The organism is Pseudanabaena sp. UWO310 (assembly GCF_006861605.1).
Taxonomy (GTDB): Bacteria; Cyanobacteriota; Cyanobacteriia; order Pseudanabaenales; family Pseudanabaenaceae; genus Pseudanabaena.
This window is the reverse complement of sequence record NZ_SELU01000040.1, coordinates 1-17,353: the sequence shown is the minus strand read 5'-3', so window position 1 is coordinate 17,353 and position 17,353 is coordinate 1. Positions and strand designations below refer to the sequence as shown.

Annotated in this window: 18 protein-coding genes; 12 read left to right on the top strand and 6 right to left on the bottom strand. The window is 43.9% G+C overall.

Annotated elements, in window-relative coordinates:
• Positions 1-45: 45 nt before the first annotated feature.
• Entirely contained in the window at positions 46-738 is a 693-nt protein-coding gene (locus tag PseudUWO310_RS14085; protein WP_055077706.1) for an NUDIX hydrolase, read from the bottom strand.
• A 110-nt stretch (positions 739-848) separates the two neighbouring features.
• On the opposite strand from PseudUWO310_RS14085, the gene PseudUWO310_RS14080 reads away from it, so the two are divergent.
• The 9 genes from PseudUWO310_RS14080 (at position 849) to PseudUWO310_RS14040 (ending at position 8,639) form a co-directional block, all read left to right on the top strand.
• A complete protein-coding gene (locus PseudUWO310_RS14080) occupies positions 849-1,703 on the top strand; it encodes a protein phosphatase 2C domain-containing protein (RefSeq protein ID WP_142602304.1) in 855 nt (284 codons plus the stop codon).
• A 163-nt stretch (positions 1,704-1,866) separates the two neighbouring features.
• Positions 1,867-2,640: an ADP-ribosylglycohydrolase family protein gene (locus PseudUWO310_RS14075; RefSeq protein ID WP_142602302.1), complete on the top strand. Its 774-nt coding sequence runs from the start codon at positions 1,867-1,869 to the stop codon at positions 2,638-2,640.
• Positions 2,634-3,407 carry an ADP-ribosylglycohydrolase family protein gene (locus PseudUWO310_RS14070; protein ID WP_142602362.1) on the top strand — a complete coding sequence of 258 codons (774 nt, stop codon included), beginning with the start codon at positions 2,634-2,636 and terminating at the stop codon, positions 3,405-3,407. Before PseudUWO310_RS14075 ends, PseudUWO310_RS14070 begins: the two co-directional genes overlap by 7 nt.
• Positions 3,408-3,424: 17 nt before the next feature.
• A complete protein-coding gene (locus PseudUWO310_RS14065; RefSeq protein WP_142602300.1) occupies positions 3,425-5,281 on the top strand; it encodes a hypothetical protein in 1,857 nt (618 codons plus the stop codon).
• 44 nt (positions 5,282-5,325) lie between these two features.
• Entirely contained in the window at positions 5,326-5,922 is a 597-nt protein-coding gene (locus PseudUWO310_RS14060) for a hypothetical protein (protein ID WP_142602298.1), read from the top strand.
• Positions 5,923-5,960: 38 nt separating this feature from the next.
• Positions 5,961-6,248 carry a hypothetical protein gene (locus tag PseudUWO310_RS14055; protein WP_142602296.1) on the top strand — a complete coding sequence of 96 codons (288 nt, stop codon included), beginning with the start codon at positions 5,961-5,963 and terminating at the stop codon, positions 6,246-6,248.
• Positions 6,245-6,661, top strand: coding sequence for a type II toxin-antitoxin system VapC family toxin (locus tag PseudUWO310_RS14050; protein WP_142602294.1), 417 nt, complete (start codon positions 6,245-6,247; stop codon positions 6,659-6,661). The genes PseudUWO310_RS14055 and PseudUWO310_RS14050 overlap by 4 nt, the downstream gene beginning before the upstream one ends.
• A gap of 26 nt (positions 6,662-6,687) precedes the next feature.
• Positions 6,688-7,734, top strand: a complete 1,047-nt coding sequence (locus tag PseudUWO310_RS14045) for a hypothetical protein (RefSeq protein ID WP_055077714.1) — start codon at positions 6,688-6,690, stop codon at positions 7,732-7,734.
• 131 nt (positions 7,735-7,865) lie between these two features.
• Positions 7,866-8,639, top strand: a complete 774-nt coding sequence (locus tag PseudUWO310_RS14040) for a hypothetical protein (protein ID WP_142602292.1) — start codon at positions 7,866-7,868, stop codon at positions 8,637-8,639.
• Between the two features lie 39 nt (positions 8,640-8,678).
• On the opposite strand, the gene PseudUWO310_RS14035 is transcribed toward PseudUWO310_RS14040, so the two are convergent.
• A complete protein-coding gene (locus PseudUWO310_RS14035) occupies positions 8,679-10,148 on the bottom strand; it encodes a BCD family MFS transporter (protein ID WP_142602290.1) in 1,470 nt (489 codons plus the stop codon).
• Between the two features lie 234 nt (positions 10,149-10,382).
• Here PseudUWO310_RS14035 and PseudUWO310_RS14030 point away from each other — a divergent pair, with 234 nt between their 5' ends.
• Positions 10,383-10,922: an ankyrin repeat domain-containing protein gene (locus PseudUWO310_RS14030; protein ID WP_142602288.1), complete on the top strand. Its 540-nt coding sequence runs from the start codon at positions 10,383-10,385 to the stop codon at positions 10,920-10,922.
• Positions 10,923-11,136: 214 nt separating this feature from the next.
• Here PseudUWO310_RS14030 and PseudUWO310_RS14025 read toward each other — a convergent pair whose 3' ends face one another.
• From PseudUWO310_RS14025 to ykgO, 4 genes are all read right to left on the bottom strand, one after another.
• Complete coding sequence (locus PseudUWO310_RS14025; protein WP_142602286.1) at positions 11,137-11,880, bottom strand: sucrose-phosphate phosphatase; 744 nt, start codon at positions 11,878-11,880, stop codon at positions 11,137-11,139.
• A 358-nt stretch (positions 11,881-12,238) separates the two neighbouring features.
• The gene (locus PseudUWO310_RS14020; protein WP_142602283.1) at positions 12,239-13,981 is read right to left on the bottom strand and encodes a mechanosensitive ion channel family protein; all 1,743 of its coding nucleotides are present in this window, start codon (positions 13,979-13,981) and stop codon (positions 12,239-12,241) included.
• A 62-nt stretch (positions 13,982-14,043) separates the two neighbouring features.
• Positions 14,044-14,637 (bottom strand): PAP/fibrillin family protein, encoded by a 594-nt coding sequence (locus PseudUWO310_RS14015; protein ID WP_142602281.1) that lies wholly within the window; start codon positions 14,635-14,637, stop codon positions 14,044-14,046.
• Between the two features lie 70 nt (positions 14,638-14,707).
• Positions 14,708-14,833, bottom strand: a complete 126-nt coding sequence (gene ykgO, locus PseudUWO310_RS14010; protein ID WP_071590172.1) for a type B 50S ribosomal protein L36 — start codon at positions 14,831-14,833, stop codon at positions 14,708-14,710.
• 441 nt (positions 14,834-15,274) lie between these two features.
• On the opposite strand from ykgO, the gene PseudUWO310_RS14005 reads away from it, so the two are divergent.
• Together PseudUWO310_RS14005 and tsf are read left to right on the top strand one after the other, a co-directional pair.
• Positions 15,275-16,381 (top strand): glycosyltransferase family 4 protein, encoded by a 1,107-nt coding sequence (locus PseudUWO310_RS14005; RefSeq protein WP_142602278.1) that lies wholly within the window; start codon positions 15,275-15,277, stop codon positions 16,379-16,381.
• Positions 16,382-16,543: 162 nt separating this feature from the next.
• Entirely contained in the window at positions 16,544-17,185 is a 642-nt protein-coding gene (tsf, locus tag PseudUWO310_RS14000; RefSeq protein ID WP_009629720.1) for a translation elongation factor Ts, read from the top strand.
• The last annotated feature ends 168 nt before the right edge of the window (positions 17,186-17,353 follow it).

The window sequence follows — 17,353 nt, the reverse complement described above, 5'->3', positions numbered from 1 at the left end:
ATGGTTCGACGCTTTGGCACTGCTTTCTGGGACAAGATTTCGGGGTTAAATTTCAAAGTTAAACCCATTTTGTTTTAGTTGTAAGTATTTATCCTCATCAAATTGATATAGTTTTGCGGCGCGGTGAGAAACACCTTTCTCGATTTCCCCTGTGTCAATCAGCAAGTCCATATTCAAGATTTTTTTGCGAAAATTACGCTTATCTAAAGATCGAGCTAGTACAGTTTCGTAAAGCTTTTGGAGTTGGGAAAGGGTGAATTGCGTCGGCAATAGCTCAAATCCGATCGGTTCGTAACGAATTTTGCCCCGCAGTCTCGCGATCGCTATTTGCAGAATCTCATTATGGTCAAAGGCAAGGGGCGGGATGCGATCGATCGAAAACCAATTTGCATCCCTTGCATCGGTTGCTGCTTTAATTTGCTGCTCGCAAAGATCAATCAGGGCGTAATAGGCAACCGTGACCGTGCGATCGCGGGGATCGCGATCTAAGTTGCCAAAGGTATAAAGCTGCTCCAGAAAAACATCATGAATTCCCGTTTCTTCTTGCAGTTCACGCAAAGCAGCCTCCTCAAGGGTCTCATCCATACGCACAAATCCCCCAGGGATCGCCCATTTCCCTTGAAATGGAGGAATATCGCGCTGAATGAGCATAACCTTAAGTTCTTGCTGCATATCAAGTCCAAATACAATGCAATCAACAGTGAGGGCAGGTCGGGGGTATTCGTAGGTATGTGACATAGGTTTTAGGTGGGCAAAGTTTCTGCATAGTAGAAAACTTTGCCAGTCATAGTTGACATAGTGTAAAAATAACACTATATTGGTTTGTGTAGTTTATACACTATATCGCGATGCAAGAACAAGTAGGTATTCTCGATGAGCGATGGCTAGATATTTCTGAATCCTTTGGTCAGGATTTAACCAATCAATTTGAATATGCCAGCGGTTCCATCATCGGGCGTAACCATGTTCTTGCTGGCAAAAACAATCAAGATGCTTATCAAATCGTTAAACAAGAAAAATTTATAACTGCGGTGGTGTGCGATGGCTGCGGCAGTGGTAAACATAGCGAAGTTGGCGCAAAGTTAGGCGCAAATCTGGTGATTAATGCGATCGCCGATCTACTCAATCAATCCCCCGATCGAGATTTAGAAATATCTAAGCCTGAATTTTGGGATTCTGTGAAAATAAATTTATTACAGAAGTTAAAAGATTTGGTCGCGCTGTCCAATGGCGATCTGGAATTTGTGAATGAATATTTGTTGTTTACAATTCTCGGCTCTGTAATTACATCTAGCGAAACAGTTACATTCTCTATGGGCGATGGCGCGATCGCTATTAATAGCAAATTCACAGAAATTCCACCCTATGCCGATAATGCACCGCCCTATCTCGCCTACGGTCTATACAAACCTGAAGCAATTAATTTTGAAATACGCGATCGCTTACCCACATCAGAACTAGAATCTCTTCTCATTGCCACCGATGGGATTGACGATCTAGTAAAAGTCGAAACCATCACACAATTTTGGCAAGAAGCCCGCTATTTCAAAAATCCCGATGCCATCCGCCGTAAGCTAGCAACCCTAAATCGGGAGGAAACCAAACCCGACTGGAATAAACGAGAACTAATTAAGCGATCGGGCGTTCTGTCAGATGATACGAGTTTGGTAGTGATTAGAAGGGTTTTAGGTGTTAGCTGTTAGCTGTTAGCGATTAGCTGTTAGCTTACAAAGGAAAACTTTGAATCACCAATCACCAATCACCAATCACCAAAAAAAGCTAAAAGCTAAAAGCTAAAAGCTAAAAGCTAAAAGCTAAAAGCCAAAAGCCAAAAGCCAAAAGCCAATTACCCAGAAGGAAAAAACTATGTTAGGCGCAATTGTTGGCGATATCGTTGGTTCTATTTATGAATTTGATAACCATCGTTCAAAAGACTTCCCTCTCTTTGGTGATGGATGTGACTATACAGATGACACAGTATTAACTGTAGCCGTTGCTGAATGCATCATGAATAATGGTGATTATGCTAAATACATCAAAGACTACGCTCGTAAATTTCCTGCTAGGGGCTACGGTGGTATGTTTGCTCAATGGATTCGAGCCGATGATATGGAAGCATACAATAGCTGGGGTAATGGCTCAGCGATGCGTGTTAGCGCAGTTGGATTTGCCTTTGATGATCTGAAATCGGTTGTTGCAGAGTCTAAGAGATCGGCGGAAGTTACCCACAATCATCCCGAAGGTATTAAAGGAGCGCAAGCAACGGCTGTTGCAATTTTGATGGCTCGTAAAGGTCAGTCGAAAGAGAAAATTAAGGCAGCGATCGCTAAATCCTTCGGGTATGACTTAGATAGAACTGTAGATGAAATTCGTCCTGTTTATGTATTTAATGAATCCTGCGAAGGGACAGTACCTGAAGCAATTATCGCTTTTTTAGAATCAACGGATTTTGAAGATGCCATTCGCAATGCCGTTTCCCTCGGAGGCGATACCGATACACTAACTTGTATTACAGGCGGAATAGCTGAAGCTTTTTATGGAGGTGTACCGCAAGAGATTGCTGAAAAAGCAATTACTTATCTACCCCCAATTATGCGAGATGTTGTTAAAGAATTTAGAGAATGGAGGAACTTATGTTAGGGGCGATCGCTGGTGATATTATCGGCTCGATTTATGAAGTAGTGCCGATGAAGCGGAAAGACTTCAAACTATTCTCCTTTGGTAGTCATTTTAGTGATGATACTGTTCTTACCTATGCCGTGGCAAAATCCCTTCTTACGGGAACTAGCTATACTGGCAACTTCAAAAAATGCTTTTGGCGCTATCCCTTAGCAGGTTTTGGACAGAGATTTACTTGCTGGGCAATGAGTAATCGGAAAGAAGGCTATAACAGTTGGGGTAATGGTGCAGCAATGCGCGTCAGCCCGATCGCATGGGCATACAACAATCTCGAAGATGTTCTCAAGGAAGCGGAGCGCTGTACGGCAGCAACCCATAATCATCCTGAAGGAATTAAAGGCGGACAGGCAACAGCAGCAGCAATTTTCTTGGCGCGTCAGGGCAAAACTAAAGTAGAAATTCAAGCTTATATCGAGCAAAATTTCCATTACGATCTGAATCGTACTATAGACGAAATTCGCCCCAATTATAAGTTTGAGGTTTCCTGTCAGAAAAGTGTTCCTGAAGCGATTATCGCCTTTTTAGAATCAACGGATTTTGAAGATGCGATTCGCAATGCTGTATCTCTTGGTGGTGACAGTGACACGATCGCTTGTATCACAGGCAGTATCGCCGAAGCCTTTTATGGTGGTGTTCCAGAAGCGATCGCTAAACCAGTATGGAAAAAGTTAGATCGGCGCATTCGTCATACGGTGACTGAGTTTAGAAAAGTTTATCAATTGCCTTAAAGCATTGGAGTATCGTCATGGATATCTATCTCAATCAAAAACGGATTAAAGTTAATCCTAAAAATGCGATCGGCAAGGGTGGCGAGGCAGATATCTATGACTTAAAGAATGGTAAGGTTCTCAAACTATTCAAAACTGCCGATCATCCCGATTATCAATTGCTTCCACAAGAACAATTAGCAGCTCAAGCGAGATTATCAATCCATCAACAAAAATTACCTGCTTTTCCACAAAATTTACCTGCGAGGGTGATTAAACCAGAAACTTTAGCCACAGATAAACAGGGAATGATATTGGGCTATGCGATGCCTTTTTTGCAAAATACCGTACCGCTTTTGAAATATAGCGATCGCACCTATCGCCAAAATAATGGCATCTCGCAGCAATTTGTCACTAACCTATTTCGCGACTTGCATGAAACGGTTCTCAAAATCCATCAGGCAAATGTCACGATTGGTGATTTCAATGATTTGAATCTATTGGTTTCTCAAAATCAAGTAAATCTCATTGATGCGGATTCCTTTCAGTTTAAACAGTTTCTCTGTCAGGTGTTTACAGCGCGATTTGTCGATCCGATCCTGTGCGATCGCAGCGCCAATCAGCCAATTCTGAACAGTCCGTATAATCCTGAATCCGATTGGTATGCCTTTACGGTAATGCTAATGCAGAGCATTCTCTATGTCGATCCCTATGGCGGCGTATACAAGCCTAAATCGCCAACAGCAATGATTCCCCACAGTGCCAGACCACTGCAAAGGATTAGCATTTTTCATCCCGATGTCCGCTATCCCAAACCCGCAATTCCTTACCAAGTTCTATCCGATGATTTATTACAGCATTTCCACAATTGCTTTCAAAAAGATTGGCGTAGTACTTTCCCCCAATCTTTGCTCGAATCAATGCATTGGACTAAATGCCATCAATGTGGAATCGAACATTTAAGAACTACTTGCCCAATATGCAGACCCTCACCCCTAGCCCCTCTCCCACAGAGAGAGGGGAACAAGATAGAGAAGACATCTTGTAAGGTTCTCCATATATTCCAAACCGAAGGCGTAATTCTGCAAGTCGCTTTACAAAACAATTCTCTTAATTATCTCTATCACGCTAACCACGAATTTAAACGCGAAGACAACACAGTTTTATTATCAGGAGAACTCGATGCTAATATTCAATTCGCCATCTTTGGTAAGTCCACAATCATTGCCAAACAAGGCAAAGCGTTTACTCTCACTCAAGGACAAACGCAAGCGATCGCCGCCGATCTAATTCGAGCTAATTCCTTTTCTCGCTATTGGATTGACAATGGACAATTACTCCGCGATGGTAAATTAGGGAATGAATATATTGGCGATATTCTCGAAGGACAAACGCAATTCTGGATTGGGGAAACATTCGGGTTTGGCTTCTATCGCGCAGGCTCAATTTGTGTCGCTTTTACCTTTGATGCTAAGCGTTCAGGAATAGGCGATCGCATAAATATCCCCCTAATTCAAGGAGAGTTAATCGATGCAAATTGCATCTTTAGTAATGAACTCTGCTGGTTCTTTACCATCACCCAAGAGCAAGGCAACATTATCCATCGAGTTTCCGTATTGCGTCCAAATGGTGAATTATTGGCAACTCGCGCTCTTCAAAAAGGCGATCTTGCATGGTTGACGAATATTCATGGAGGCAGTGCGATCGCTAATTGGCTATTTGTTCCCACTGACGAAGGTATTGCGAGAGTTGAGGTGAATAATGGACAGATTATGATTACGAAAACTTTCCCCGAAACCGAACCCTATGTCGATAGCGGCTGTTCTCTCATTGTCGGCTCTCAAGGCATCTATGTGATTCATGCCCAAAAGATTTTGCAGCTACAATTGTCCTAATACCAGATTTTTCCTTTTTCCTTTCGACTTTTTCCTTGAAAATTATGTCTTACAGTGAATTTACTTTAGAATCAGTTCAAATAGCCTTTGATCTCATAATTACTGAACGTGCCAATTTACTAAACGATACTCCTTTAGCAGAAGCTAGTGAATTTCTTAGCCAACTTCTCAAAGAGTTTGTTCCTCTAGCACTAGCAATGAATACGGAAAAAGCGCGATCAGAATTAATTATTGCGCCGATTTTAGTAGAAGTTCGCAAAAACCACTTAGACAAAGCGAGTTTATTCTCAGGCGTGGAACTAAACGTTGGTCGCGATTCGGGATTAAATGGCGTTTGTGATTTTTTATTAAGCCGATCGCCTTCACAACTAATGCTCAAAGCACCTGTAGTCGTTGTAGTTGAAGCCAAAAAGGAAAATATCAATGGAGCATTAGGACAATGTATTGCCGAAATGTGGGCAGCCAAACTCTTTAATCAACAGCACCAAAATGATATTTCTGTCATCTATGGAGCCGCTACTACTGGCAATGATTGGAAGTTTTTACGCTTAAGCGATCGCCTAGTGGAAATTGATTTAACTGAGTATCAACTCAGCAACATCGACAAAATTCTGGGTATTCTATCCCTAGCATTTCAGTAAAATCACGTTAAAATCATTGCAAATTCAGGAAAAATAAAATGAGAACAATTCAATTGGATGAAGAAACTAGCCGTGATCTTGATGAGCTTTCATCACAGCAGCAGATCACTCCTGAAGAATTGATCAAGCAATTAGTTCGAGATCGCTTGCAACAACCCAGTAAACCTAAAACAGTTATGCAAAAGTTGCAGGAAGCAGAAAGACGACGTGGTGAGCCTCGACATTTTTTGCAAGGGCGATCTGATCTGTCAGATCGAGATGTGAGAAAGGAAATTATTGCTCAAAAAATGCAAGAAAAGTATCAGAGAATTCAGGATCAACTATGAATCACACTTCTATTCTTATTGATAGTTGTGCCTTGGTTGCCTACTACAGTGAGCAAGATGTTTATCACGATATCATGTGTAGATTTCTTGCTGAATGTACCAGTGAACTGATCACCACCACAAGCTGTATCACAGAAACTATGTGGCTACTCGATTATGACTATCGCGTTCAAAATGAATTTTTGGATGAAGTTCTAGATGGAGTGTATATTCACGAAACCTTGACCAATAATGATTTACGGCGAGTTATTGAATTGAATAAGAAATATGCCGATCGCAAGCCTGATTTTGCCGATTTATCTCTAGTTGCTGTTTCCGAAAGGCTAGATATTCCTGCGATCGCCACTTTCGACAAAGACTTCCAAGTATATCGCCGCTATCGCAATCAACCTTTTGTAAACGTTCTTGCCTAAAGTTTTAAAACTGGAGAACTCTAATCATGACTATTCAAACCCAACTTCCTATTCCTGCCTTTTTTGATCGCCACAAAGTCGGATCGGTATGGCGCGTTCCCTATCAAGATCGGGCAAATCAAGCCGAAGCATGGGCGAAACAGCATGGCATCGTACCTGCCGCTAAGGATCGCAAGAAAATTTGTTTGATGGCGATCGATGTGCAGAATACCTTTTGTATTCCTGACCATGAGCTATTTGTGGGTGGACGATCTGGTACTGGTGCGATTGAGGATAATGTGCGCTTGTGTGAATTTATCTATCGCAACCTGCACCACATCAGCGAAATTGCGCCCACGATGGATACCCATACCGCCATGCAAATCTTCCATCCCATCTTTTGGGTAAATGACGCAGGCGAACATCCCATTCCCAATGCCACTTCCATTACTCTAGAAGATGTCCAGCAAGGAAAGTGGAAAGTAAATCCAGCGATCGCCTATAGTCTCGCCAAAGGAAACTACATGGCAATCCAGCGCCACGCCTTGCATTATGTCCAGAAACTCAGCGATGAAGGCAAGTTCCCGCTTACGGTTTGGGCATATCACTCCATGCTCGGCGGTATCGGTCACGCGCTAGTTTCTTCTGTCGAGGAAGCCATGTTTTTCCATAATATCGCAAGGCATAGCCAGACTAACTTTGAAATTAAAGGCGGCAATCCTCTCACGGAGAACTATTCCGTATTGCGTCCTGAAGTAATGGATGGAGCTGATGGCAGACCGATCGCTCAAAAGAATACGCGCTTTTTGCAAAGGCTACTGGAATTTGATGCCGTAATCATTGCGGGACAAGCCAAGAGCCATTGCGTAGCATGGACAATTCAAGACTTGCTCAGTGAAATTCTCGCCCATGATCCAAAACTAGCCAAAAAGGTCTATCTGCTCGAAGATTGCACTTCACCCGTAGTCGTTCCTAATGTTGTGGACTATACCGATCAAGCCGATGCAGCATTTCAACGCTTTGCCGATGCAGGAATGCACTTAGTCAAATCCACGACTGCAATGGAATCTTGGACAGATCTCAATCTTGCATAAACCCCAAGTTTTCAGAATAAGAAGGAAAAGACTTCCCCTAATCAACAACAACCCCAAAGCTAAAGACTAAAAGCTAAAGACTAAAAGCTAAAAGCCAATTACCAATCACCAATCACCAATTACCAATAAAAATGACCAACATCAACGACCTCTTCCAATCCGCCCTAGATGACGGAACCCTTTCCAATGAATCATTACAAGCATTGACCGTTTACGACCTCGGCGCACAAATCCAAGCGGGGCTTGGCATCCATGTGGATGATGTGATGTCTAGCGAAGTCGTGCTATTAACAGTCATGCCCGATGACTCAGGCTCGATTCAATATGCGGGTAATGCTCAAGCCGTGCGGGGCGGACATAACTCTGTCATTGATGCACTGACCTCCTCACAGCAACAAGATAACATTCTGATTCACAATCGCTATCTGAATGGAACAGTTCTCTATCCCTACTGCCCGATCGCTCAAGCTATTCGTATGGATACTAAAAATTACGATCCCAATAAAGGTACGCCACTTTATGACCAAACGGTAGTGCTATTGGGGACAGTCTTGGCAAAGGCGCAGGAATTTTCGGATAATGGTGTGCCCGTTCGCACTGTGACCCTAATTATTACCGATGGGGACGATTGTGGTTCGATCCGCCATTCAGCCAAGGATGTTGCCGCGATCGCCCACGATATGTTGCGCATGGAAAATCACATTATTGCCGCAATGGGCATAGATGATAACTCCACGGATTTTCGGAAAGTTTTTAAAGAAATGGGCATTCGTGATGAATGGATTCTCACACCTGCGAATAGCGATGCTGAAATCAGGAAAGCCTTTCAAGTCTTTTCGCAATCGGCAATGCGAGCGAGTCAGAGTGCGGCTAACTTTAATACTCTTGGTGGGTTTGGAGCATAGAATTACCGCGCCTTTGGCGCGGTAATTCGATTAATTCTATTAATCGATTTCGTTGGCAAATACTGTTGCGATCGCCTGTTTGGCATCGGTGCGAAATTCCTGTACATTCACACGACTCAATAAAACTACGGCGCAGATCATCACCGCCGCCTCACAGACAAATACAAAGCTATAAGCGATCGTATTAGAATCACTAAATAGCTTCTTCCCAATATCTAATACTACTCCACCTGCGACTGTGGCAAGCCCTTTCGCGATCGCTTGAGATAATCCCCAAGCACCGACAAAAGTTCCTGCCGTCTCTGCGGCCGTGAGGTCTAGCATTAAACTTAATGCTCCTGAAGTGGTAATTCCCGAAGCAAAACCAAAAAGCGCTAGGGAAACTTGCAAAGCCCATGTTTTTTGGACAAATCCAGATATTAGTAATAGAGCGCAACTTGCTGCTACTAGATAGCAACCTAATCTCGTGGAATTTTCTTTGCCTAGCTTGGGAACGATTAAAAAACCTGAAGAACTCAAGCCAATCAGAGTACCCATCCCAAAAGCGGCATTAAGTTGTGTAGTCGCACAAATACTCATGCCAAATACTGCGCCGCCAAAGGGTTCCATAATGGCATCCTGCATGAAAATACCAATAGTCATCATCAGTAAGAATGAGAAGAATAAACCCGTTTGTTTACTCGCCGTTAATACTTTTAAGGCTCTAGCAAGACTGAGCTTGTCTTCGGCATTAGTTCCATTAAGAATATGATTTTCCGCAACGCGCAACTTATAGCGGGAATATTTTTGCTCAATGCCATAGGTAGCAGCAAAAGATAGAGCGACCACCGCCGAAGGAACAATCACAAATACCGAATTAACCGCTTTTTGTAACTGAGCAAGGCGATCGCCATTGGCATAAATTGAAATTTCATTCGGTGGTGCTCCCGTGCAGGGAAGCAGTTTGGAAACAGCGATCGCGCCAGTGACAATGCCGACCATCAGCATCGACCAAACGATCCCCACTAATTTCGAGCGCTCTTCCTCATCGGAAATATCCACTAATAAAGCCGCAAAGGGAGTAGAGCTAAAGCTAATTGCCATGCCATAAAGAGCAAACATGACCGCCAGAAAAACTGCCCATGCATAGGTAATTCCATTCCATCCAATCTCATGGACACTGCGTCCTAATTCCCACATGACCTGTGTCGTTAAAAATCCGACGATCGCAAATACTACTGCCCCAATCCAGACATAACCCGAACGATGTGTTCCAAAAATAGTCTTGGCATCGGAAGTCTGTCCAAACCAGATGCGAGAAGGCGACACAAATAGGGGCATGGCAATAAATCCTGCGGTAAGGGTGGCAGGAATGGTCAGTTCATTAATCATCAGTCGGTTCAGTAACCCTGCAACCAACAAGGACATAATCCCTAAACCCATCTGAAATAGACCGATCCGAAACATTTGGAGTAAGGGGAGTTTAGGGGGTAACTCTTCTAAGTTAGTAATATCGACTTGATTATTCATTGATTGAGATTGAGATTAAAAAATTACTAAAAAAAGACTAATACTCACTTTAGCACTCGATTCGGAATGCCCCCGCATAGAGATAATGTCGCATTTATCGCAGCTTTGAATTAATCCCAAGTTAAGAAATGGCGTAGCCATTTCTTAACTTGGGATTAATTCCGCAGAATTGCGCTAGTCGATCCCCGTACAAATTCATAGACTCTAAGAAAATCTTGAGATGCGGGTAAGTCTATGAATTCTTTTTTAAGAACCTCAAATTTTTTATTAGCTTTTGGCTTAGTTCTCAGTTTTAGCAACGATATATATGCGATCGAGTTTCCTAAAAATAATTTGCTTAATGAACCTAAAAACCAAGTTCAGGAAACCAGACAAGTTAAGCAAGAAGAAAAGCAAAACCGCAACGCTCAATTATTAATTGCTAGTCAAAAGGGAAATCTCAAGGAAGTACGATCGCTAATTTCCCAAGCAACCGATGTCAATGTCCGCGATGAATATGGTTGGACACCTTTGCTATGGGCGGCGATGAACGGGCATACGGAGATCGTGCGGGTTTTATTAGTGTCAGGGGCAAATCCCAATACACGCAATAAGTATGGCTGGACTCCACTCATGTGGGCTTCGGGGCAGGGGCATGGTGAAATAGTGCGATCGCTTATCGCCGCAGGGGCAAGACTCAACGCACAGGATCGCAATGGCTGGACTGCCCTCATGTGGGCATGGGATGGCAAGCAAGAAGAGGCTGTCGCAATTTTGCAAAGTGTCGCTAAGTAGCTAAGCCTAGAAGAGCATACCGCCCGCGTAGCGGGCGGTATGCTCTCTGGTTTTGTTTTTAATTTATAGCTGCCGCCAGTTTTGTTAGGACAAAATCAAAACCCCAAAGAGAGTTGCCGCGCAGAGCGCGGCAACTCTCTTTGGCGCTTTATGTCCTAATACAGTTGGCGACAGCTATACGAAAGTGTTGTCACACTTTCGTGAATTGGTATAGTTAATCGAGCAAATTAAATTTCTGTAAGGCTTCTAAAATACCAGCAGCATAGGCATTCTTCGCAAAGTAATGACGTTCTGCGTTCGCATGGGCTGCATACCATTCAATTAACTCAAGCTGGGCGTTGTTAACAATTACCCCAAGTGCTGGCTGTTGAAACATACTAATATCATTGCCCGAATCACCACATACCAAGGTTCTCGCATTAGTAATACCGAGCCTTTGTTGCAGATATTGCACGGCATATCCTTTATGGGCGTTCACAGGCAAAATATCAACATCGATATTACTGCTGAAAACGACCTGAGCTTTTAAGTTTGCGCTTTGCAAGTTCGCAATCAGTTTAGCGATCGCGCTAGCCGCACCGAGCAGATGAAAACTCATTTTCCAAGGATTCTGCTCTTTTGGCGATTGTTGTTGCAGTTCGGGAAAGCGATCGCCAATCAGTTTAGCGATCGCCTCTCTTTGCCAATCTGCGCCGATATGTCTTGCCCAATCAAGATCTAGACTCTTCCCACAATATATCTCTGAGCCAACGCCTGTCACCCAATAGTTTGGTTCGATTAATTCTCGTTCCAGCTTTAACTGCTGTGCTGAGCCATAGGAGCGACCAGTCGCATAAACTAATAGGTAATGCTGGCGATGCTGGTAGAGGATCTGGTTTAGTTTTTGAGTGGCATGATCGTCACCCACAAGGGTATTGTCCAAATCCGTCACTAATAAAATTCGCTCGATCTCATTCATACTCCCTTCCCAGTGAAAAATTAGAGGTTGCGACGCGAAGCGCCTTTTGGTTTAGACGTTGTGGCGCAAAGCGCCTTTTGGTTTAGAGGTTGCGGCGCAAAGCGCCTTTTGGTTTAGAGGTTGCGGCGCAAAGCGCCTTTTGGTTTAGAGGTTGCGGCGCAAAGCGCCTTTTGGTTTAGAGGTTGCGGCGCAAAGCGCCGCAACCTCTAATTCTTGGTTTTGTATGTCTATTTCTTTGGTGGGAAGGGAGTAATACCAAATCACAAAATGGCTATGCCATTTTGTGATTTTAAACCCCTTACTGGATTTGGGTTTTAATTCCCAAAAGTGTAGCCACACTTTTGGGAATTGGTATAACCTAGGTTGGTGTTGACTCATCTGGGGGAACTGGCGTTTCTAAAGGATTGAGATTTATATCGGGATCGCTTGATACAACTGATTGTTGCGGTACGCCGATCGCAATCCCCTCCTTTTCCATAGCGATCTTGAGGCGACGACGGAATTCCCTTGCGACCGACCATTGCTGAAGGGGTTGAGTCTTAATCCAAGTACGAATTAACATCCCAGAATGCTCTAAGTCATCGATCCCTAAAACTTCGGGTGGTTCGAGGATTTTGGTGCGCCAAATATATTCTTGGTAAATTTCTTGGGATAATTGGCGAAGGACATTCAGCGCCAGATCGGGATCGGTATCGTAGGCAACTCGAATCGTCAGATCGACCCTTGCCCAGTCTTTGGAAAGGTTCTGCACGATCGCGATCGCACTATTTGGAATGGTAATGAGTTGACCCTCGTTATTGCGAACTTGGGTGATGCGGAGATTCATATTCTCAACCAAGCCCCCTAGTTTTCCGACAATAATGACATCGCCAACCGCATATTGATCTTCGAGAATAATCAGGAAGCCATTGATTATATCTTTAATCAATCCCTGCGCCGCAAAGGAAATAGCAATACCGACGATCCCCGCACCTGCTAAGAGCGGAATTAAATCAAACCCAATCGTGGAGAGAATTGCTAAAGTTCCCAAGCCCACTAAGATAATAGCGGTAACATTTCTTAGAACCTGCGATACTGTCGATACCCGTAGATCCAAGCGCTGATAGGGTTTGAGCATAGCAAAGTCCTTAGCCTTTAGAAATCCTGAAAAGCGCTCGATCAGGAGATTGCTAATCCGAATTAATAGGTAAGTCCCTAAGACGATCGCTAAAATTTGCAAAGGCGTAGATAACAAGAAAGACTGGAAACCCCTTGTGTAGGGAACCAAGCCTAAAATCGTAAAACTAGAAACCCCTAAAACCCCTAAGTAGCCAAGCTCTAGAATTCGTCGTTGCAGGTCGCAGAGATTAGCCTTTTGTCTTTGCTTTAGCTGTTGAGCTAAGTCGGTAACTGCGACGGAATCAAGGTATGGGGAGGCGGTATGTTCGAGTTGAGCTTCAATGGTTTCTTGCTTGAGCTTCAAACGTTTGAGCCAATGGCTAATTACCCTAATAGCCACAATCGTCGCCAATAAAATCCCCAAAGCAATGCCCCCTCGTTCGATCAAAAACTGAGGTTGACGTTCCTGCCGAGCACGAATGAGAGCCTCCCGCAGGATCTCGGTCAGTTGATTTGCCCAGCCTTGAGGATCGCGTCCTTGCAGTTGGGCATCCATCGTCGTCACAGTCATGAGATAGCGATCGTTAATGGCGATTACGGGTTGATCACTCTGGCGATCGATGGTGGCAGTCACCTGCAAAGTCTCAGGCTCGAATTTGCTATTGGCAACATGGCTCAATTCATTTTCAATTCCCTGTACACGCTGTTCGACAGGAAATCTTTGATTGACCGTGGGAGAGGCTAGGGCAAATAAGGGATAGCCATCAAGCCGAACCACAGCGCGATCGACATTGGCAACATCGATCGCCTTTTCACGGGTTAACCAATTTAGCTTTAAAAATTCAGATTGCCCCCAAGCGCTTTGACTGCGATCAAGACGGCTATTAATAGAGGGGAGTGAGGTAACTATCAAAATCGATAAAATCGACAAAATAGCGAAAAAGAGCCGTTTTCCCAAAATTTTCCAAAGTTGGATTTTTATTTGGATAGAACGGTGAGACATGGGTAATGGGTGATGGGTAATGGGTAATGGGTAATGGGTAATTCGTAATTCGTAATTCGTAATTAAATCCTTCTTAAAACAAACAAATTCCCTTCATTTCCTCTCCCAATCCGTAGATCGCGATCTAGATAGGTCGTTTCTAGCCAGCCCTTTTGATCTTCTCGCTTGATTTGGAAATCGATCGCTAATAGTTTTTTGGGCGATCGCAAAGTATCAATAAAACTTTTGACGTTTTGATAGCCCACTAGACTCTGAGAGCCAGCAACCAATCGCTCAAAATTTACCTTAACCCGTTTCTCGGAAACTACAGTAAAGTTCGCGCAGACGCTCACTAATCCACCGAGCAGGGGCAATCCCTTAATTTCAGCAACGTTAAAAATTTTGCCTTCAGCTACACGTAAGCATTGGTAAATATTGCCCAGCTTGTAAAACGGAAAGCGATCAATGCCCAAAAGCTCTTGACTGGTCGTAAATAACAATAGCCAATCCCCATCCAGCAGTTCGGGGGTTTGGGTGGGGGCGGGGCTAGGGTTTAGTTCTTCAAGGTAAGCAACTGCCGAAAAAATCGCCTTGCGCTGATTTTCGGACATTTGTAAGCCGCGATTCACAGGGGCGATCGCATTCAGGAGATTTGCTTTACGAGTAGTACTAGTCATACTCCTATTTTACAAAAAATAAAGGCACAAAAAATAAAGGCAACGCACAGCGTTGCCTTTATTTTTTGGTTTACCCTTGACGAGCTTTGAACTTTGGGTTTGTCTTACAAATGACATATATTCTGCCGCGACGACGCACAATTTTGCAGTCCTTATGGCGAGTTTTTGCCGATCTGAGGGAGCTAACAACTTTCATGGATGAATCCCTAACGTTTACTTATGATGAAAAATTTTCACACGGCTTTTAATTCTAACATAATTATGGATCTAAATTTAGTCAAGTATGGCTGTCATCCAATCAAACCCAATAAAGATGATGGGCAACGCGAAGCGCTGCCCATCATCTTTATTGGGTAGCCTGAGGCGCACGCGCAGCGTGCGCCTCAGGCTTTAAATCTGGATTTTATACCAAAGCACAAAATGGCGTAGCCATTTTGTGCTTTAAAAACCCTTACTGGGTTTGGTTTTTAATTCACGAAAGTGTGACAATACTTTCGTGAATTGGTATTAATTATGCTGAGGTACTTATTGGAATTATGTCAATTCCATGTTTATATTTGATGTGCTTTTCGTCAATCCAGTGCTATGCTTGCAAGCATAAATTTGCCTAACCACAACCCTCAATTTTATTCTTGTAATGCTGCATCCAACTGCCATTCCTTACTTGGTCGCCTTTGCAGTATCTGCGATCGTAGTGTGGCTGAGTACGCCGATAATTCGTCATTTTGGACTCAAAGCAGGACTCGTAGATAAGCCAAACCATCGCAAGATGCATACAACACCTGTTGTGCGAGTCGGTGGCGTAGCAATTTTTTTAGGAAGTGTATCCGCTCTTTTACTAGTTTGGGCAGGGGGCTATTTTGGGATATTACCGCAAACTAGGGAATATGAAGTCTGGGGGGTAACCATCGGCGGAGCCGCATTTTTCTTAATTGGGTTTGCTGATGATCTATTTAATTTGCCGCCTTTGCCCCGATTAATTGCCCAACTAGCCGTATCTGCTGCTGCTTGGCGGGTTGGGGTAAGAATCGACTTTATCTCCGTACCATTTATTGGCATTATCAAATTTGGCTGGTTCAGCTTACCCATTACGATGGTGTGGCTATCGGGCATGGCAAATGCGATCAATTGGCTCGATGGATTGGATGGGCTTGCCGCAGGGGTGACCACGATCGCTGCGGCGGTCATTTTAATTACCAGTCTATTTATGCAGCAACCAGCAGCAGCATTGATCGCCGCTGCCCTCGCTGGAGGATGTCTCGGATTTTTGCGCTATAACTTTAAGCCCAAAAGTTCTGCGGAAATCTTTATGGGCGATGGGGGGGCTTATTTTTTGGGGTTTACCCTTGCGGGTGTAAGTGTCATTGGGTTGGTCAAGGCAGTGGCAACGGTCGCGCTGATTATGCCCTATATGATTCTTGCCGTACCAATTGTTGATGCGACCGCAGTAATTTTGCAACGCCTTGGCAAGGGTGAGTCGCCAATGTCGGCAGGCAAGCAGCATTTGCACCATCGCCTCGTTCAGGCGGGAGTATCAAAGCGACTGACCGTTTTATTTATCTATGCGCTTACGCTGTGGGTGGGGAGTATTGCGATGGCTGTATCGGGGATGCCTGCGGGGGGAACCTATGCGGCAATTAGTACGGGCTTAATGCTTTATGCCTGTATTAAGGTATGGCAAAGAATTAAAGCGAAAGAGCTGCGATCGCAAAAAGAACAGGCTTCACAGGCTAGCGATACTTAATTGGCGATATTGGCGATCGACCGCAATTTTCAAAACCCTGTGTACATGAAATTGTGATAACTTAGAGTACTGCAAACAACATTTTAGAGATATTTTCGGCAACGAGCAAAACTCCAAGCTCCTCGAAATGTTGCCCTAGACATCCCAAACAAGCTTATTAATATGGCAGACATTACAACCCAACAAATTCAAGAGCTACGTGCGAGAACTGGCGCGGGTATCAAAGACTGTAAAGCCGCCCTCGTTGACTCCAGTGGTGATTTTACCAAGGCAACCGAATACCTAAGACAAAAGGGGCTAGCCTCTGCTGTTAAAAAAGCAAGCCGTGCTGCTACCGAAGGTATCGTCCATAGCTATATTCACTTTGGCAGCCGTATTGGTGTGCTAGTTGAAGTTAACTGCGAAACTGACTTTGTAGCCCGTCGTGATGAACTAAAAGAATTAGCTGACAATGTAGCTAAGCAAATTGCTGCCTGTCCTAATGTGGAATATGTCAGTGTTGCTGATATCCCTGCTGCATTTGTCGAAAGCGAAAAGCAAATTGAAGCTGGTAAGGAAGATCTCGCTAGCAAGCCTGAGGCGATCCGCGACAAGATCGTACTTGGTCGCATCGAAAAGCGTCTGAAAGAGCTTTGCTTGTTAGATCAGCCCTTTATCAAAGACCAAAGTATCACTGTTGACGAACTAGTTAAATTAACTGGTACAAAACTTAGTGAAAATGTCAAGGTGCGCCGCTTTGTTCGTTTTGTAGTTGGTGAAGAGCTAGCTTCCGAGAAAAAGGAAAACGATGAAGCTTCAGCATAGGATTTCCTCGATCGCTGTATCCTAACTGATGTTATTCCCTCTCTACAAATAGACCTAGATAATAAAACCTGCGGCGCACGCGCAGCGTGCACCGCAGGTTTTAGATCTGGATTTTAGTTACGTAATACTAAGTAGGGATGGGCGGGGCGAAGCGCCGCCCATCCCTAC

Excerpts from the sequence above, each read along its gene's own strand:
- PseudUWO310_RS14085 (WP_055077706.1), bottom strand. The coding sequence starts at position 738 with ATGTCACATACCTACGAATACCCCCGACCTGCCCTCACTGTTGATTGC.
- PseudUWO310_RS14080 (WP_142602304.1), top strand. The coding sequence starts at position 849 with ATGCAAGAACAAGTAGGTATTCTCGATGAGCGATGGCTAGATATTTCT.
- PseudUWO310_RS14075 (WP_142602302.1), top strand. The coding sequence starts at position 1,867 with ATGTTAGGCGCAATTGTTGGCGATATCGTTGGTTCTATTTATGAATTT.
- PseudUWO310_RS14070 (WP_142602362.1), top strand. The coding sequence starts at position 2,634 with ATGTTAGGGGCGATCGCTGGTGATATTATCGGCTCGATTTATGAAGTA.
- PseudUWO310_RS14065 (WP_142602300.1), top strand. The coding sequence starts at position 3,425 with ATGGATATCTATCTCAATCAAAAACGGATTAAAGTTAATCCTAAAAAT.
- PseudUWO310_RS14060 (WP_142602298.1), top strand. The coding sequence starts at position 5,326 with ATGTCTTACAGTGAATTTACTTTAGAATCAGTTCAAATAGCCTTTGAT.
- PseudUWO310_RS14055 (WP_142602296.1), top strand. The coding sequence starts at position 5,961 with ATGAGAACAATTCAATTGGATGAAGAAACTAGCCGTGATCTTGATGAG.
- PseudUWO310_RS14050 (WP_142602294.1), top strand. The coding sequence starts at position 6,245 with ATGAATCACACTTCTATTCTTATTGATAGTTGTGCCTTGGTTGCCTAC.
- PseudUWO310_RS14045 (WP_055077714.1), top strand. The coding sequence starts at position 6,688 with ATGACTATTCAAACCCAACTTCCTATTCCTGCCTTTTTTGATCGCCAC.
- PseudUWO310_RS14040 (WP_142602292.1), top strand. The coding sequence starts at position 7,866 with ATGACCAACATCAACGACCTCTTCCAATCCGCCCTAGATGACGGAACC.
- PseudUWO310_RS14035 (WP_142602290.1), bottom strand. The coding sequence starts at position 10,148 with ATGAATAATCAAGTCGATATTACTAACTTAGAAGAGTTACCCCCTAAA.
- PseudUWO310_RS14030 (WP_142602288.1), top strand. The coding sequence starts at position 10,383 with ATGAATTCTTTTTTAAGAACCTCAAATTTTTTATTAGCTTTTGGCTTA.
- PseudUWO310_RS14025 (WP_142602286.1), bottom strand. The coding sequence starts at position 11,880 with ATGAATGAGATCGAGCGAATTTTATTAGTGACGGATTTGGACAATACC.
- PseudUWO310_RS14020 (WP_142602283.1), bottom strand. The coding sequence starts at position 13,981 with ATGTCTCACCGTTCTATCCAAATAAAAATCCAACTTTGGAAAATTTTG.
- PseudUWO310_RS14015 (WP_142602281.1), bottom strand. The coding sequence starts at position 14,637 with ATGACTAGTACTACTCGTAAAGCAAATCTCCTGAATGCGATCGCCCCT.
- ykgO (WP_071590172.1), bottom strand. The coding sequence starts at position 14,833 with ATGAAAGTTGTTAGCTCCCTCAGATCGGCAAAAACTCGCCATAAGGAC.
- PseudUWO310_RS14005 (WP_142602278.1), top strand. The coding sequence starts at position 15,275 with ATGCTGCATCCAACTGCCATTCCTTACTTGGTCGCCTTTGCAGTATCT.
- tsf (WP_009629720.1), top strand. The coding sequence starts at position 16,544 with ATGGCAGACATTACAACCCAACAAATTCAAGAGCTACGTGCGAGAACT.